This window comes from Halorubrum trapanicum (assembly GCF_017873555.1).
Taxonomy (GTDB): Archaea; Halobacteriota; Halobacteria; order Halobacteriales; family Haloferacaceae; genus Halorubrum; species Halorubrum trapanicum.
This window is the reverse complement of the sequence record NZ_JAGGKE010000001.1, coordinates 73,395-89,879: the sequence shown is the minus strand read 5'-3', so window position 1 is coordinate 89,879 and position 16,485 is coordinate 73,395. Positions and strand designations below refer to the sequence as shown.

Annotated in this window: 17 protein-coding genes; 11 read left to right on the top strand and 6 right to left on the bottom strand. The window is 70.8% G+C overall.

Features of this window, described 5'->3' with window-relative positions; all coding sequences use genetic code 11:
• Positions 1–73 precede the first annotated feature (73 nt).
• Complete coding sequence (locus J2744_RS00450) at positions 74–865, top strand: creatininase family protein (protein WP_209543081.1); 792 nt, start codon at positions 74–76, stop codon at positions 863–865.
• On the opposite strand, the gene J2744_RS00445 is transcribed toward J2744_RS00450, so the two are convergent.
• From J2744_RS00445 to J2744_RS00435, 3 genes are all read right to left on the bottom strand, one after another.
• The gene (locus J2744_RS00445) at positions 862–1,599 is read right to left on the bottom strand and encodes a 6-hydroxymethylpterin diphosphokinase MptE-like protein (RefSeq protein ID WP_209543079.1); all 738 of its coding nucleotides are present in this window, start codon (positions 1,597–1,599) and stop codon (positions 862–864) included. The genes J2744_RS00450 and J2744_RS00445 overlap by 4 nt on opposite strands.
• Before the next feature lie 162 nt (positions 1,600–1,761).
• Positions 1,762–3,027, bottom strand: coding sequence for a dihydropteroate synthase (locus J2744_RS00440; RefSeq protein WP_209543077.1), 1,266 nt, complete (start codon positions 3,025–3,027; stop codon positions 1,762–1,764).
• A gap of 402 nt (positions 3,028–3,429) precedes the next feature.
• Positions 3,430–3,987, bottom strand: a complete 558-nt coding sequence (locus J2744_RS00435; RefSeq protein ID WP_209543075.1) for a DUF192 domain-containing protein — start codon at positions 3,985–3,987, stop codon at positions 3,430–3,432.
• 98 nt (positions 3,988–4,085) lie between these two features.
• On the opposite strand from J2744_RS00435, the gene J2744_RS00430 reads away from it, so the two are divergent.
• The 5 genes from J2744_RS00430 to J2744_RS00410 all read left to right on the top strand — a co-directional run bounded on the left by J2744_RS00430 (position 4,086) and on the right by J2744_RS00410 (position 7,048).
• Positions 4,086–4,475, top strand: a complete 390-nt coding sequence (locus tag J2744_RS00430) for a hypothetical protein (RefSeq protein ID WP_245203108.1) — start codon at positions 4,086–4,088, stop codon at positions 4,473–4,475.
• A 57-nt stretch (positions 4,476–4,532) separates the two neighbouring features.
• Positions 4,533–5,123 (top strand): hypothetical protein, encoded by a 591-nt coding sequence (locus J2744_RS00425; RefSeq protein WP_209543074.1) that lies wholly within the window; start codon positions 4,533–4,535, stop codon positions 5,121–5,123.
• A complete protein-coding gene (locus tag J2744_RS00420) occupies positions 5,120–5,968 on the top strand; it encodes an RNA methyltransferase (protein ID WP_209543073.1) in 849 nt (282 codons plus the stop codon). Before J2744_RS00425 ends, J2744_RS00420 begins: the two co-directional genes overlap by 4 nt.
• A gap of 62 nt (positions 5,969–6,030) precedes the next feature.
• A complete protein-coding gene (locus tag J2744_RS00415; RefSeq protein WP_245203125.1) occupies positions 6,031–6,660 on the top strand; it encodes an AzlC family ABC transporter permease in 630 nt (209 codons plus the stop codon).
• Between the two features lie 31 nt (positions 6,661–6,691).
• A complete protein-coding gene (locus J2744_RS00410; protein WP_209543071.1) occupies positions 6,692–7,048 on the top strand; it encodes an AzlD domain-containing protein in 357 nt (118 codons plus the stop codon).
• A gap of 39 nt (positions 7,049–7,087) precedes the next feature.
• On the opposite strand, the gene J2744_RS15270 is transcribed toward J2744_RS00410, so the two are convergent.
• The 3 genes from J2744_RS15270 to J2744_RS00395 form a co-directional block, all read right to left on the bottom strand.
• A complete protein-coding gene (locus J2744_RS15270; protein WP_245203107.1) occupies positions 7,088–7,228 on the bottom strand; it encodes a hypothetical protein in 141 nt (46 codons plus the stop codon).
• 247 nt (positions 7,229–7,475) lie between these two features.
• The gene (locus J2744_RS00400; RefSeq protein ID WP_209543065.1) at positions 7,476–7,808 is read right to left on the bottom strand and encodes a hypothetical protein; all 333 of its coding nucleotides are present in this window, start codon (positions 7,806–7,808) and stop codon (positions 7,476–7,478) included.
• Positions 7,809–7,898: 90 nt separating this feature from the next.
• Complete coding sequence (locus J2744_RS00395) at positions 7,899–9,830, bottom strand: aldehyde ferredoxin oxidoreductase family protein (protein ID WP_209543063.1); 1,932 nt, start codon at positions 9,828–9,830, stop codon at positions 7,899–7,901.
• Between the two features lie 242 nt (positions 9,831–10,072).
• On the opposite strand from J2744_RS00395, the gene J2744_RS00390 reads away from it, so the two are divergent.
• The 5 genes from J2744_RS00390 to J2744_RS00370 all read left to right on the top strand — a co-directional run bounded on the left by J2744_RS00390 (position 10,073) and on the right by J2744_RS00370 (position 16,459).
• Positions 10,073–12,358, top strand: a complete 2,286-nt coding sequence (locus tag J2744_RS00390; protein WP_209543062.1) for a bifunctional metallophosphatase/5'-nucleotidase — start codon at positions 10,073–10,075, stop codon at positions 12,356–12,358.
• 75 nt (positions 12,359–12,433) lie between these two features.
• Positions 12,434–13,747 (top strand): DUF7405 family protein, encoded by a 1,314-nt coding sequence (locus J2744_RS00385; RefSeq protein ID WP_209543060.1) that lies wholly within the window; start codon positions 12,434–12,436, stop codon positions 13,745–13,747.
• Positions 13,744–15,114 (top strand): DUF7350 domain-containing protein, encoded by a 1,371-nt coding sequence (locus tag J2744_RS00380; RefSeq protein ID WP_209543058.1) that lies wholly within the window; start codon positions 13,744–13,746, stop codon positions 15,112–15,114. Before J2744_RS00385 ends, J2744_RS00380 begins: the two co-directional genes overlap by 4 nt.
• Positions 15,111–16,022, top strand: coding sequence for a cellulosome anchor protein (locus J2744_RS00375; protein WP_321169777.1), 912 nt, complete (start codon positions 15,111–15,113; stop codon positions 16,020–16,022). The genes J2744_RS00380 and J2744_RS00375 overlap by 4 nt, the downstream gene beginning before the upstream one ends.
• Entirely contained in the window at positions 16,019–16,459 is a 441-nt protein-coding gene (locus tag J2744_RS00370; protein WP_209543056.1) for a hypothetical protein, read from the top strand. Before J2744_RS00375 ends, J2744_RS00370 begins: the two co-directional genes overlap by 4 nt.
• The last annotated feature ends 26 nt before the right edge of the window (positions 16,460–16,485 follow it).

The window sequence follows — 16,485 nt, the reverse complement described above, 5'->3', positions numbered from 1 at the left end:
AGGCCTCGCCCCCGTTGCCGGCGAGCGGGACCGAGACGGTTGGGTTGATACGTGTCGCGCGCGAGGCGGAGATATGTACCTCGCGGACCACACCTGGCCGGAGCTGGGCGACGCGCTGTCGGACGGCTCCGTCGCGCTCGTCCCGCTCGGCTCGACCGAACAGCACGGCCCGCACCTGCCGCTCGCGACCGACCACCTGATCGCGGAGGGGCTCGCGACGGCGGCCGCCGAGCGCTCCGACGCCTTCCGGACGCCGACGATCAACGTCGGCGTCAGCCCCCACCACCGCCAGTTTCCGGGGACGATGTGGGTCGACCCGCCCGAGTTCCGGGACTACGTCGAGTCGTTCGCGCGGAACCTCGCGTACCACGGCATCGACCGCGTGGTGTTCGTCAACGCCCACGGCGGCAACGTCCAGCACCTCCGGGAGGTCGGTCGCCGGCTCCACGAGGACGAGGTCGCCTACGCCGTCGAGTGGATGTGGGACGAGTCGATCCCGGAGCTGGTCGACGAGCTGTTCGAGCGCAACGGCCCGCACGCGGGTCCGAAGGAGACGGCGATGATCACCCACATCGCGCCCGACCTGGTTCGCGAGGACCGGCTCGAAGACGCTCGCGACGGCGGTCTCGTCGACCTCGAGAGCGCAGAGACGATGGTCCACGGCGCCCGCACCTTCTACGACTCGATCGACAACTCCGCGAACGGCGCGTTCGGCGACCCGACCGACGTGACGCCGGAGAAGAGCGAGCGCCTGTTCGAGGCCGCCGCGGACCAGCTCGTTCAGCTGGCGGAGTGGATCGGCGAGCGCGACGGCGACGAGCTGTTCCCCGAGTCGCGGGTCGAGCGAGAGGCGGCGAACCGCTAACCGCCGACCGAATCGTCGACGCGCTCGTTCCCGATGTCGTCGCCGATGACCTCTCGGAGCGCCGCGTCGGTCTCCTCGCGTCGGCCGTCCAGCACCGAGAACCGCTCGCCGCGGCGGCGTTCGAGCCAGCGCAGCAGCCGGGCGGCCCAGTCGAGCTTGCGGGCCTTCATCGGGTCGACGGCGGGGTCGTCGAACTCCCAGCCCGGGAAGACGAGTTCGCCGGCCCCGACGTGGTCGGCGAGGAACGCTGCGCGGTCGCCGTCGGTGAACCCGCCCGTGTTGCGGACCGGTCCGGCGGGGGCCGCCTGCGTCGTCGCCAGCGTCCACTCGTCGGCGAAGCGCGGGAGCCACTCGCGGACCGCCGGGATGTTGTCCCCGTGGGCGTGGGCGGCGACGGGGACGCCTTCGCGGGTCAGTTTCGCCGCCGTCTCCGGGTTCTTGTCGAGGTCCGTCACCATACAGTCGACGGCGACGCCGCGGTCGACGAGGACGTCGGCGGCGGTGGAGGCCGCGACGACGACGTCGGCGTCCCGAGCGAGCGCGACCTCGTCGGCGAGACGGGGGGCCGCGCCCGCGACGGCGACGGTCTCGTCCTCCCAGTCGCCGAGGCGGTCGAGGTCGAACGGGGTCGCGAGGTCGGCGGCGGCGTCGCGGGCGCGCTCGTCGGCCGCGCGGTCGAACCTGAAGTCCGCGAGGATCGCCTCGTACGCCGGTTCGAAGGTCGCGAAGTTCACGGGGGGATCACGCTCCGGGAGACCGTCGCGTCGAGCGCGGAACGGCGCCGCCGCTCGTCGGTTACAATATGGTATGGACCGGAGTGGCACAGAGTACCCCTACCCGCGTGCCCCTCCGGCGTCCGGTCGATTGGTTGTCTACACGAGGGCATAAACTTTCTCTTAACTCACGTGAAGATCGATACCGTCGAGAGCGGCGTCGAGCGCCTCCGAGGCACCTGATACCGACGATCTGACCGACTCGATCGCGGGGGGCGTCCCGATCAGGAGTCCGCGGCGACCGCCCGCGGGGTCGTCGCCGCCGAGCGCCCCTCCGCCGGTGCCGCCGTCGGTCGCCGAGGGAGTCGTCTCGGTTCGCTCGCGGGTCGAGTCGCCCAGCGCGAACGCGGCCGCGACGGGGGAGTCGCCGCCGACGGTCGCGGCGCGGAGCGCGCCGACCGCCGGGTCGTCGAGTCCGGCCAGTTCGTAGGTGCGGACGACCGCGTTGCCGGCGGCGCCGCGGTCGCCCCGAGTCGCCTCCGCCGCGCCGATCCGGTCGAGGTGGCGTTCGGCCTCGCGGACGGTCGTCACGTCGAGCTCCTCGACGGCGACGGCGTCGGAGTCGTCGGACCGAAAGCGGTCGCGGGCGAACTCCGCGCCGACGAGGGCGGCGTCGCGCGTCTCGGCCACGTCGTGGGTGCGGATCACGTGGGCGCCGCGCTCGACCGCCATCGACGTGGCGGCGAGCGAGACGGGGAGCGCCTCCTCGGTGCTGCGGCCGGCGACGGTCTTGAGGAAGCTCTTGCGGTTGATCGAGACGAGGAGGGGGCGGCCGTACCCGCGGAACTCCCGGAGCCGGTGGAACGTCTCGCGGTCGTCCGCGTGGGTCTTCTCGACCGACCAGCCGCCGAACGCGGGGTCGAGGATGGTCTTGTCGGTGAAGCCGTTCATCGAGAGCGCCTCGTAAATGTCGTCGACATCTTCGATCGCTCCCGGTCGCTCTAGATCCGGCGGCGACGCCATCTTCGAGACCGTCGCGTCGTGTTCGCGGCAGACGCGAGGCATCTCGGGGTCGGCGAAGCCGCAGATGTCGTTGACCATGTCGAACCCCCGAGAGAGCGCCTCGTCGGCGACCTCGTGGTAGCGCGTCTCGATCGACCAGACCGCGTCGCCCGAGGTCGATTCGAGGGTCGCTATCGCGGTGTCGAGCCGCTCGAGCTCCTGTTCGGCGGAGAGCACGTCGAGGTCCTTGTTCGCCGATTCGAGACCCACGTCGACGATGTCGGCGCCCTCGCCGATCAGCTCCTCGTCGACGTACGCCGCGGCCTCGCCGGGGTCGTCGTACACGCTGGGGTCGTACGGCGACTCCGCGGAGACGTTGAGCACGCCCATGATCCGGGGCGGGTGGTCGTCGCCGATCCCCAGCCCCGCGGCGTCCACGTTTCGCATACGCTCACCACGGGCGCGAGCGACATAAACGGGACGAGTACCCGACGCGCTCGCCGGGGAACCGGCGGCGAAGATGCTTATAAACGGTCGGCGGTGCGGCGGCGCGTGCCTCCGAGCGTCCGAAGGACGCGAGGAGCACGCGCGAGGGACGCGGCGACCGTAGGGAGCCGCGAGGCTGGGGAGGTGTGAGGTGCGGTCGCTATGCTGGGCGGGACTCAAAGGGGCAGTCGCGAGGGTGGCGTACGCTCGCTGCGCTCCTCACTCGGTCGCTCACTCCGTTCGCTCCCTCGTTGCGGTGCTTGCTTCGCCTACGCCACCCTCGCGACTGGGGCTTTGGAGGTGTTAGCCGTCAGAACCGCAGCTAGTTACTTATAAGCGAACTCCCGGTCCCCCGAACCATACCTATAAATCGAATCGCAGTAAGTCACCGACCTCGACCCCGTGGCGGTCGGTCCACTCGTAGGGGACCTCCAACACGTACTGGCCGGACCCGTCGTACTCCTGCTCGCTGCCGTCCTCGTTCGGTCCCGGCTCGGGCGCGTTGTGGATCCGAGTGATCGTCCGGTCGGCGTCGACGAAGACGATGTCGATACCGAAGTCCATGTTCGGCATGATGAACGTCAGGTTCTCTCTCGGAGTCTCGTAGACGAACAGCATCCCACCGTCCTCCGGGAGCGCCTCGGCGTCGCTGAGTCCGAGAACGAGCTTGTCTCTGTTATCCGCGATCGCCGCGGTCACCGACCCCCGAGCCTCGCCGTCCGGACTCTCGACGGTAACACTCGTCGTCTCGTAGTCGGCGTAGGTTCCGGTCGGCCACTCGACGTCGGTGTCGCTATCGGAACCGTCGCCGCCAGCGCCGTCGCCGCCCGCGTCGTCCCCGCCCGCGCCGTCTCCGAGACAGCCGGCCGCGGCACCGATGGTCCCGGCCGCGGTCAGTCCGAGGAGTCGCCGTCGCCTCATGCCTGCGATGAGGGGGGCCGGGGATATAAGCGGCCGCGTCGGAGCCGAGCTATCGCGGCTCCGGCAAAGGTTATCCCCTCCGGGGTCCCATCGAAGCCATGAACTCCCCGCTACAGTCCCTCCGCAGCCGCCGAGCCGCCGCCGGCGTCGAGGACATCGTCGGCGTCGCGGCGCTGATCGTCGGCGCGGCGATAGCGCTGTTCGGCCTTCTCCTGCTGCCGGCCTCGCTGCTCGGCGGCGGCCACGTCGTCGCGATCGGTCTCTCGTTCGCGGTCGCCGGCGCGCTCGCCGCGGATATCGGGGTCGATCGCCTCGGACTCTCCGACGCGGCGCGGCGCCGACTCGCACTCGCGTTCGGCGTGCTGGCGGTCCTGCTCGCCGTCGCGTTCGTCGTCGTCAACTACGCGAGCTTCTCCGGGCCGATCGAGGTCTCCGGGAGCGAGTCGGCGGCGAGCGCGCTCCGACTCGCCGGCTTCGGGTCGGCGTAGCGACCGCCTCGTGCCGGGAAGGACGCGCTTTTATCGCCGCCGGAGCGTAGCGTGGACATGGCGAAAGTGAGCATCGGCCTCCGCGGGTGGCGCTTCGAGGAGGACGAGATATTCACCGACGACGAGGAGCTGAAACCCCTCGACGAGATCCCCGAGGACCCGCGAGAGCGGCTCCTCCGGCTCGTCGGCCTCGTCGAGGAGCCCTGCGACGTCTGTTACCTCGAGTACGGCGAAGCGGAGGTCCACCGCTGTAACGAGGCGGAAATCGTGTACGGCGAGCCGGACGGCGAGGTGCTGCTCTGTCCCGAACACGAGCCGGACCTGCTCTACTGGTTCCGCGAGGCGGGCGGCAGCGAACACAAAGGCTCTGTCGAGTTCGCCGACCGCTTCCACGAGTGGGTCGCCGCCGGCAACGAGGCGCCGGAGGGGTACGCCTCCGTCGAACACGTCGAGGAGGACCCCGACGGCCTGCCGGACCTCCCCGACCAGCAGGAGGTCCAAGAACGGCTCGAGGAGGGGTTCGACGGCGACCGGATCGACATCCTCGAACTCGCCGGGCAGGAGGAGCGCGACGGCGACGAACTGACCGAGGCGGACCTCGCCGAGTCCGAACTCGACCTCTCGACCGACTACCCCTCTGACCGATGAGCGGCGACGAGGGCGGGGCGGGGAGGGACGAGGGAGCGACCGAGGACGGAACTTCGGCGGCGACCCCGACAGCCCGACAGAAGCCCGTCGTCGTCGTCGTCGAGCCGGAGACGCCCGGCAACGTCGGCACCATCGCGAGAGCGATGAAGAACTTCGGACTCGCTGACCTCAAGCTCGTGAACCCGCCGGCGCTGGAGGAGGACGGCGAGGCGTACGGCTTCGCCGGCCACGCCCGCGAGGACGTGCTCCCGAACGCCGAGGAGGTGACCTTCGACGAGGTCGTCGCGAACTACCACACGGTCGGCACCACGGCGATCACGGGCGAGGACGACCGCAGCCACGAGCGCTTCCCGTTCAAGACCCCCGTAGAGCTGCGGGAGTCGCTGAAGGCGGTCGACGCCCCCACCGCCATCGTCTTCGGTCGGGAGGGGCGCGGACTCAACAACGAGGAGCTCTCGCGGCTCGACGAGGTGTGCTCGATTCCGGCCGACGACGACTACCCCGTCCTGAACCTCGGGCAGGCCGCCACCGTCCTCCTCTACGAGCTCCGCGACCTCACCGTCGACGAGACGCAGTTGCCCGACACCGAGGTCACCCGCGCCCCGGAGACCGACGTGGAGCGCTTCCACGACTTCTTCGGCGAGTTCCTCCGGGCGACCGGGCAGCGCGACCACGTCCGCGAGAAGAACGCGCTGCTGATGCGCCGGCTGCTCGGACGGGCGCACCCGACCGAACGCGAGATCCACTCGCTGCTCGGCACCTTCCGGAAGGCGAACGCGAAGCTGGAGCACGCCGACCACCTCGCGGCGAAGTACGACGAGCCGCCGTACCCCAAGGAGCAGTAGCCGTGCGGGACTCCTTCGTCAACGAAGACCTGCTGGCGGGCGTCCGCGACGTCTCACCGCTAATGTTAGGGATCGCGCCGTTCGCGCTCGTGGCCGGCATCGCCGCCGTCGACGCCGGGCTCGGACTCGCCGAGGCGGTCGGCATGTCCGTGATCGTGTTCGCGGGCGCCTCCCAGCTCGCGGCGCTGGAGCTGCTCGGCGAGAACGCCCCCCTCGCGGTCGTCGTCGGCACGGCCGCGGTGATCAACCTCCGAATGCTGATGTACTCGGCCTCCATCGCGCCGCACTTCGCGGAGTACGGGCGTCGGCTCCGCGCGGGGCTGGCGTACCTCCTCACGGATCAGGCGTACGCGCTCTCGGTTGCCGAGTTCGACGAGAACCCGGAGCGGAGCCGGTGGCGCTACTACCTCGGCGCGGCCGCGTCGCTGTGGGTCGTCTGGCAGATCGGCACGGTCGCCGGCGTCGTCGTCGGCGCGGGCGTCCCCGACGCGTGGGGACTCACCTTCGCGGTCCCGCTCGTGTTCCTCGCGCTCCTCGTCCCCGCGATGAAGGACCGGCCGACGACAGTCGCGGGCGCCGCGGGCGGCGCGGTCGCGGTCGCCGCGGCCGGACTCCCGCTCAACCTCGGGCTGCTCGCCGGCGCGCTGTGCGGGATCGCGGCCGGGCTGGTAACGGAGGCGATGGCGTCGTGACGGACGCGCCGGGCACGGGGGTGACGACGCCGTGACGGGCGCGCTCGGGGGAGTCGTCGCCTCGCCGCGCGCCTGGATCGCCATCGTCGCGATCGGCGCGATCACCTACGGGATCCGGCTCTCCTTCATCCACCTGTTCGGGCGGATCGACGGGGTGCCGACGCGCGTTCAGCGGCCGCTTCGGTACGTCCCGCCCGCGGTCCTCGCGGCGCTCGTCCTCCCCGACCTAGTGACGCTGCGTCCGTCGGTCGCGGCGACCCTCCTCGACGAGCGGCTGATCGCCGGCCTCGTCGCGGGCGCGGTCGCGTGGCGGACGGAGAACGTGTTCGCGACCATCGCGACCGGGATGGTCACGCTGTGGATGTTCCGGTTCGTCGTGTTCGCGTGAAGCGGACGGGCTGACTTCGAGGCGGCGAATCGCTCTCGGTCACTCGAACCGGCTCGGCCGGCGGCTCGCGAGCGCGAAGACGACGACGCCGACGAGGAGGGCGGCGGTGAGCACGCGGTCGACGGTCACGAGCCCGCGGACCGACGAGACCGCGTACGAGGCGGCCGCGACGGCGCACACCGCGTAGCCGACCGCGGCGACGCCGAGCAGCGCGAGGCGGGCGCGGAGAACTCCATCGACGCCGCGAGCAGTTCCGTGACGGCGGCGCTCGCGAGGAGGAACGCCGTCACCCCGACGCCGAGCGCCGCGACGAGTCGCCAGGTCATGGCCGCACGGTCGCGGCGAGGTATCTTAAATCGGGACGGCGAGACGGACCGGAAACCCGGCCGCTGGGAGCGAACGAGCACGGACCGAGCGGAGCGTTCAGTCAGCGCTCGCGCTCGATCTCGCGCTCCGACGGGCGCTCGCGCGTCTCGGAGTGGTCGCGGTCGACGGGACGGTCGAACCGAGCGTCGCCGTCGACCTCTCGCTCGCGGGCGTCTGCGATCCGCTGTGCGGCGTCGGCGAGGGAGTCGAGCGCGGCGAACAGCCGGTACGAGAGGTACGGGCCGACAGAGAGCGTGAGGACGACGATGACGCCGAACAGGACCTGTCCGATAATCACGAGCGAGTAGACGAATACGAGGAGACTCAGGGCCGCCAGGACGGCACCGATCGGAGTGCGAACGGCCTCGGAGGGCGAGAGCGGGTCGTGGGGCATGAGCGATGCTACCGGCGCGGATCACTTAAAAATAAACAGGAGTTGTCGGACGCGACCGCGGTCGGTTCCGCGCTCGGGCCGCCGTCTCGTTCAGTCGTCGGCCGGGGCCGCGGAGTCACCGGCGGAGACGCCGGTGCCGGGACCGACCTCGATGCCGAGTTCGGCGAGCTTCTCGTCGGGGACGACGCCGTCGACCCAGTCGCGAGTCTCGTAGTACTCGGCCTTCAGCTGGTCGAGCTCGACGAGTTCGCCCTCGCTGGCGCCCGTGCCGGGAACCGCGTCCGGGTGCCCCTCGACGAACCGGTTCGGCAGCGTGTCGTCCGCGCCGTCGAAGCCGACGAGGTTGTTGTAGTAGCGCTCGAGGTTGTACACGCGCTCGCCGGCCTCGAACAGCTCGTCCTCGGTGACGTCGCGGCCGGTCATGCCGTTGTACTGGAGAACGTACTCCTCGATCCCCTCCGCGAACGCGCTGAACTTACAGATGTCGAACGAGTCGGAGACCGCGTGGAGATTCTGGAAGGTGACGGTGAGTTCGCCCTTCCCCTCCCACTCGTACGGGTCGACCTTCTCCGGGATGCCGAGGATCTCGGCGGCCGGCGTGTAGCCGCGCAGGTGGCAGGCGCCGCGGTTGGAGGTCGCGTACGCGATCCCCATCCCCTTCATACAGCGCGGGTCGTAGGCGGCCATCGTCTGGCCCTTGACCGAGAGCTTGTTGCCGTGCGCGTCCTTCGCGTCGGCGACGCGCTCGGGACCCTCCGCGAGCAGGTCGCCGAGGTCCGAGGAGCGGTGCCCGATCTCGTCGATGAGGTCGATCATCGTCTCGGAGTCGCCCCAGTCGAGGTGGCCGACGCCGTCGAGCTTCCCCTCCTCGCTCATCTCCATCGCCATCGCCATCATGTTGCCGGCCTCGATGGTGTCGATGCCGAGGTCGTTACACCGGTCGAGCATGACGGCGATCTCGTCGCGGTCGGAGTGGCCGGAGTTCGGGCCGAGCGCCCACGCGGACTCGTACTCGTACGACTCCGTGCGAACGTTCATGTCCTGGCCCTTGTGCGTCACGTCGACCTCGACCTCCTTCTTACACGCGACCGGACAGGAGTGACAGGTCGGCTCGTCGACGAGGATGTTCTCGCGGACGTTCTCGCCGGAGACGCGCTCGGCCTCGATATCGACGCCCTCGGCCTCGTTGTACGCCTCCGTCGAGGTGTACTTCGCGTTCTTCGACGGGAGACCGTCCATCTCCTCGGTCGCGTTCATCAGGACGTTCGTCCCGTACATCGAGAGCCCGCCCTCGTTGGGGGCGGTCACGTCGGACTCGCGGATGACCCCCATCGCCTGCTGGTAGCCCTCCTGGAACGTCTCCGGGTCGGCGGGCTTGGGCATGTCGGTGCCCGACTTCACGACGACCGCCTTCACGTTCTTCGCGCCCATCACGGCGCCGGTGCCGCCGCGGCCCGAGGCGCGGTCGTCCTCGTTGATCACGCAGCCGTAGCGCACCTGGTTCTCGCCGCCCTGTCCGATCGCCATCACGGAGACGTTGCGACCGACCTTCCCGTCGACCTCCTCGCCGATCTGGTCGATCGTGTCGTGGACGCCCTGTCCCCAGAGGTGTGAGGCGTCGCGTACCTCTACGTCGCCGTCCTCGACGAACAGGTAGACGGGATCGTCGCTCTCGCCGTCGAGCAGGATCCCGTCCAGCCCGGCCCACTTGAGCCGCGCGCCGGACCAGCCGCCGTGGTGCGAGTCGGTGACGGTCCCCGTCAGCGGGGACTTCGTCACGAGGGCGATCCGGCCGCTCATTACGGTCTGCGTGCCCGTGAGCGGGCCGGTCATGAACGCCAGTCGGTTCTCCGGTCCCAGCGGGTCCACGTCGGGACCCTTGTCGAAGACGTACTTGACGCCCAGCCCCCGCGCGCCGATGTACTTCTGCGCGTCTTCGTCGTCGATCCCGCGGTAGCTTACCTCGCCACCGCCGAGATCGACCTGTGCCACTCGGTCTCTGTAGCCGCCCATTTCAGTCATGTAATTCTCGTTCGTTATATTCGTACCGCGTACAGTTATTCCTTCACACACCGACGTAAGGAGTATCGGTTACCTATTCTGGCCGCGATCGCCAGATGGGAAATCATACCGGCTGACACGTCTCGCGGAGCGTCCGTCGCCGTCGTTCGTCGAGGATCCACACGTTCGTGGATATATAGCGCTGGGTACCACCAGCTATCCGGCATATAAATGTTTAATACAGGTCTCCGTCTTTCGAGAGTATGTCGAAAGACACGCGCTCCGGAGAGGTCGTCGATGAGACGCGTCGTCGCCTGCTGGCGGCGGCCGCGGGCGGGGTAACCGTCGGCGCCCTCGGAACGGGGGCGACGGGCGGCGTGGCGGCGCAGGACGACGGAACGCTCACGCTCGTCCACGACACGCACTTCCACGGGCGGTTCGAGGACGCGAGCAACGAGGCGATAGACATCGCGCGGTACTACACCATCGTCGAGGAACTCCGCGGAGAGTACCCGAACGCCGCCTTCCTCGGAAACGGAGACGACCTGGCACCGTCGGTGCTCGGGCTGGAGTTTGAGGGCGAGCACATGGTCGAGGCGTTAAACGAGATGGGACCGGACGCCGTCGGCGCCGGGAACCACGAGTTCGACTTCGGCGTCGACACCGCGAGCGAGCGCTTCGAGACCTCCGAGTTCCCGTGGGTGATCGCCAACCTCCTCACGCCCGAGGGGGAGCCGGTCCCCGGCGCGGAGCGCTGGACGACCGTCGAGGTCGGGAGCCACACCGTCGGCGTCTTCGGGATGGGCACCACCAGCTTCTACGACATCACGGACTACCCCGAGGACTGGCAGGTGCTCGGCTACACCGAGGCCGCCGAGGCCGCCGTCGAGGCGCTCGAACCCGAGACCGACTTCATCGTCTGCGCCTCCCACGTCTCCAGCGGCGTTCACGAGACGATCGCGGCGGTCGACGGCGTCGACGCCATCGTCGGCTCGCACTCGGGGGTCGTCTACGAGGAGCCGGAGACCATCGAGGGGACGACGGTGGCCGAGTTCGGCGACGAGTTCGCCCACCTCGGCCGGCTGACGTTCGACGTCGATTCGGGCGAACTCTCGGACTGGGAGCGGATCGACCTGTACGACTCCGAGGCGCTCGGCGAGGACGAGTCGCCGCCGGAGGAGACGGAGAACTACACGCCGCGCGACGTGCGGTCGGTGGACCGACACACGGCGGTCGCGGAGATCGCGGACGGCTACCTCTCCGACCTCGAAGAGCGCCTCGGGCAGCCGGTCGTCGAGACGGAGGTCGAACTCAACGCCAGCTTCGACAACTACGAGATCGAGACGGGCTGGGGGAACCTGATGACGGACCTGATGCGACAGGTCGGCAACCTCGACGAGGGGATCGACGTCGCGGTCCAGAACGCGGGCGGGATCCGATCCGGCTCCACCTACGGGCCGGGCGAACTCACCGGCAGCGACGTGATGAACATCCTCCCGTTCCCGAACGAGATCGTCGTCTACGAGCTCAGCGGCGAGCAGATCCGGTCGTACCTCGAAGGGTCGGTCCGGCCGATGCCGGGGGACTACGGGGCGCAGCCGGCGATTCAGGTGTCCGGCGTCTCCTACGAGTGGACCGGCCACGACGGGGAGGGACAGGTCCGGAACGTCTGGGTCGGCGGGGAGCCGCTCGATCCGGAGGCGACGTACCTCGTCTCGACGAACGACTTCGTCGCCGGCCGGAGCGAGGAGTTCGTCGAGGAGTCCCGCGTGTTCAACTCCGGACAGTTCCAGGGACCGTTCGTCAAGGACACGCTCGACGCGGAGTACGACACGATCGCCCCGGAGCGCGAGGAGCGCATGATCCGGGTCGACGAGGTGATCGAGGACGCGACCGTCGACGGTTCGGAGGGGACGCTCACGGTCTCGTTCGCGCCGACCGACGCGGTCGCGTCCGTCGTCGACGACACCTTCCGGCTCGTCGCGCCGGGCCACGGCGTCGTGGAGGGGTCGGTGGCGTCAACCGACGGCGAGGTCGTCGTGGAACTCGCCGCGGACGCAGTCGTCGAGGCGTTCGACGCGACCGAGACCGACGCGCTCTCGCTCGTCGGGGGGTTCGATCCGAACAGCGAGCACTACGGCTACGAGAACGATGACGGGGAGGTTATCGAACTCCCCGTCAACGCGAACTACGACTACTACGAGCTGCGGACCTCGGTGTCGGCGGACGACGCCCGTGCGACCGTCGGCGGCGACGGTTCGGACGGCGACGACGGAAGCGACTCCGACAGTTCGGACGGGTCGGACGGCGACGACGGAAGCGACTCCGACGGCGACGGTTCCGACGGGAGCGACGGCGGCTCCGACGGGTCTGACGACTCGGACGAGTCCGGCGGTTCCAGCGGAGACGGCTCCGACGGAGACGGCGAGACCGCGGACAGCACGCCCGGGTTCGGCCCGCTCGCCGGCGCCGCCGGCGTGTCGGGCGCGGCGTACCTGTACGAGAAGTACGGCGGCGACGAGTCCGACGGCTCCGCGAGCGACGAGTAATCCGCGGTCGGCGGCCGAGCGCTCCGCTCGCCGACGCCGTCTTACCGTCGGCCCACGAACGGTTCACACGACAGAATGGAACTTCCGGATCCGGACTCGGTACCCCGTCGCGAGTTCTGTAAGGCCGCCGTCGCGCTCGGCGGCGCCGCCGGACTCAGCGCCTGTCTCGGCCGCGGCGACGGCTCGGTCGAGGACGGGGTCGACGGCGGCCCGCTGGACGGGGTGCCCGCGGGCGACTCCGACGGCGCTCCGGTGCGCCAACACGCGTGGAACGACGCGCTCGACCGCGACGAGGCGGGAAACGTCGTCCCGCCGGTCCACCACGTGCTCCGATACGCGAACATCGACCGCGGGGACGCGTCGCGGGCGGAATCCCGGAATCGGCTCGAAGCCGCCTTCGCCGACCTCGAACGCGCCTTCGAGCGCTCGGCCGCCGGGCTGCTGTTCACCGCGGGCTACTCGCCGTCGTACTTCGACCGGCTGTCTGGGACGCTCCCGGAGTCGGTCGACCTCCCGGCGCCGCGGTCGCTGACCGGGTTAGAGGACCCCGCACTCGACGAGACCGACGTGTTAGTCCATCTGGCGGGCGACGACCCCGCGGCGGTGCTCGCGGCCGACGAGGCGCTGTTCGGCGCGGCGACCGCCGCCAACGGCGTCGCGGTGACCGACGCGAGCGACCTGTTCGAGCCGGTCGACCGCCGGACCGGGTTCCTCGGGCCGGGACTGCCGCGCGAGCGCCGCGACGTCGACGGGATTCCCGACGACGCGCCGATCCCGGAGGGTGCGCCGCTTTTCATGGGGTTTGCGAACGGTTTCGCGGCGTCGCAGGCCACCGAGGACCGCGTGACGATCGGGACGGGACCGTTCGCGGGCGGGACGACGCAGCAGGTCTCGACGATACGGACGCAGCTCGACGCCTGGTGGTCACAGGAGAGCCACGCGCAGCGCGTGGCGAAGCTCTTCAGCCCGACCCACGCCGACGAGGAGCGCGTCGGCGAGCACGGCGAGCGGCTCGGAAGCGACCCGGGAGTCGCGGACCTCCCGGAGGACGCCGTCGCGTACGCCCGCGAGGAGGGCGTGGTCGGCCACGCGCAGAAGGCGGCTCGCGCCCGCGAGAACGGGGAACCGCGCCTGCTGCGCCGCGACTTCCCGACGACGGACGGCGACCACACCGGGATCCACTTCCTCACCCTTCAGGAGTCGATCGGCGACTTCGTCGCCGTCCGCGACGCGATGACCGGCGCGGACATCGCCGACGAGACCGCCGTCGGGAGCCGAGTGAACAACGGGATCCTCCAGTACCTGTTCGTGCGGAGCCGCGGGAACTTCCTCGTGCCGCCCCGCGAGTTGCGCGCGCTTCCCGACGCGAATCCGAGACAAGACAGATGACACGCGACACGACGCCGACCGACCGAACCGAAGCGAAGCGATCGCACAGCCGCCGCCGCGTGCTCGCGCTCGGCGCGACCGCCGGGGCGGGCGCGCTCGGGGGGTGTCTGACCGACGCCGGCTCCGACGTCGTGAGCGAGGGCGACGCGGACGGCGATTCCGGGGGTGAGGCCGGTGGCGGCGCCGACGGCGGAGCCGCGGACGACGGCGACGGCGGCGCCGCGCCGTCGCTCCCGAGGGTCGAGGACCCGCCCGCGGCGACGTACGTGCCGACGCACTTCGAGGCGATGCGGCGCCTCGACCCGGTGGAGGCGGGCGAGTACCTGCTCGAACCGATGGTCACGTACCCGCACCGCTTCTGGAACGTGACCGGGGACCGCGTCGAGGCGGCGGCGCCGACCGAGGACCACGACGTCCACCTGATGGTGACGGTCCGCGACGCCGAGACCGGGCGCATCCTCCCGGCCGCGACTGGGCTACAGGTGACCGTCGGTCGCGAGGGGGAGTCCGGGACGCCCACCGCTCCGTGGCCGATGGTCTCACAGGAGATGGGGTTCCACTTCGGCGACAACCTCTCGCTCGACGGCGACGGCACCTACGAGGCGACGGTGCGGGTGGGCGCCGTCGACGCCCGGAAGACCGGGGCGTTCGCCGGGCGGTTCGCGGAGCCGGCGACCGGCTCGTTCACCTTCCAGTACGATCAGGCGTTCCGCGAGTCGGTGATCGGCGACATCGTGTACGTCGAAGAGGAGTCGGACTGGGGCGCCCGCGGCGCGATGGCGAACGGCGCGGTCGGGCGCGGCGGCGGTCGGAGCTACGGCGACGCCGGCCGCGACGGGCCGGACCACGTCGACGCGCAGCGACAGGACACAGAGCGCGACCACCGCGGGGAGCCGCGCTGGGAGGCCCGCGTCGGCGACCGGCGCTACGGGACCTACTGGCGCCCCCCCGAGGAGGGCGAACTGCCGCCCGCGGCGCACCTCCCCGGACGGCTTCAGGGCGAGCCGGTCGTCGGCGACGCGCTGCTCGCCGCGAGCCTGCTCCCGCCCGGGTCGCGGTTCGTCGACCGCGACGAGCGGTACCTCGCCGTCTCGCCGCGGACCCCGTACAACCGTTCGATGCTCCCGATGGCGGCGATCGACTACGCCGTGCGCCGCGACGGGGGCGTCGTCGCGTCCGGGGCGCTCGACGCCGCGCTCGACGACGCGGTCGGCTACCACTACGGGACCCCCCTCGCCGACGCCGCGTCGGGCGACGAACTGACCCTGTCGGTGACGACCGCGCCGAACGTCTCGCGGCACGCGGGCTACGAGACGGCGCTGCTGGAGACGGGGGACGTTTCGCTGACCCTGGAGGTGGGAGAGTGAGCCGAGCGGCGGAACGTTCGGGGGGCCGAGCGACGGAACGTTCGGAGGACCGCGGGGACCGGCGAGACGCGGCCCCGCCGTCCCGGGTCGCGCTCGTCGCCCTCGCTTCGCTCGCGCTGATCGTCGGCGCCGCGGGCGCGCTGGCGGGACCGGCGAGCGCCGGCGACACGGCCGGCGCGCTCTCGGTCTCGCCCGAGGAGTTCGACGTCGAGCCGGGCGACACCGTCACCCTCGAGGTCGCGATGATCAACGACGGCGAGCGCGACGACGACGGGGTGTACGGGTTCACGCTCCGGCTCGACTACCCGACGGAGTACCTGACCGTCACGGAGATCGAGTCCGCGGGCTGGTTCCGGGAGGCACCGGCCGGACGCCCCGACGCCAGGTCGCAGCCCGACACCGAGGTTCGCGAGTCCGTCGACTACGACGACGAACGCGGGGCCGCGCGGCTGCGCCAGTCGCTCGCGGACCCGACGACCGGGGTCACCGGCGAGGCGCTCGTCGCGACGGTGACCGTCCGCGTGGAGCCGGACGCGGATCCGGCCGTCGCGGAGTTGGGGACCCGCGAGACGAGCACCGAACTCACGAGCCGCCGGGACTACCCGCAGCCGCTGGCGACGCCCTCGGCGACGTTCAACGTCTCCGGCGGAGGCAACGGAACGGTCGTCACGCCGGAGTACGACGAGGCTGCGTTCGCTGACGACGGCGGGGATGCTGACGACGAGGGCGGAAACGCAGGCGATGGCGCGGGTAACGGTACAGACGCGGACGAGAGCGACGAGACGGGCGGAGACGGGGGGAGCGACGGCGGCGCTTCGGGGACCGAGACCGGCGACCAGGTCCCGGCCCCGGTCGGGGCGGCGGTCCTCGGCGTCCTCGCTGCCGCGCTCCTCCTCGGGAGACGGTGAGCGGTATCGACGCCGACCGGTCACCGTTCGAGCGGGGAGGACCGTGGACGCCGTTTCTCGCGGGCGCGGCGGTCGTCCTCGTCGCGTCGCTGCTCCCCGTGCCGGACGCGCTCGTCGGTTCCGGGGGTGCTCCGGGCGGCGGCGGGGCGGTCGGTCCCCTCGCGGTCCTCGGTCCCACCGCGGTCTTCCACCTGATCGGCTACGCGGGGCTGGCCGCGCTCGGGACGCTGGCGACTGATCGAAGCGTCGTCGCCGCCGAGGCGTCGGTCGCGGTCGGCTTCTTCGCGGAACTCCTCCAGTCGCAGGTGGCGTGGCGGTCGTTCGCCTGGACCGACGCCGCGGTCAACGCGGTCGGCGCGGTGCTCGGCGTCGCGGCGGTCGCAGCCGTCGTCGCCCTGCGGGGAGCCGCTCGCCGGCGGCTCCGCGAGCGGCGATGACGACACGGCTTTACGCGCTCGACCGC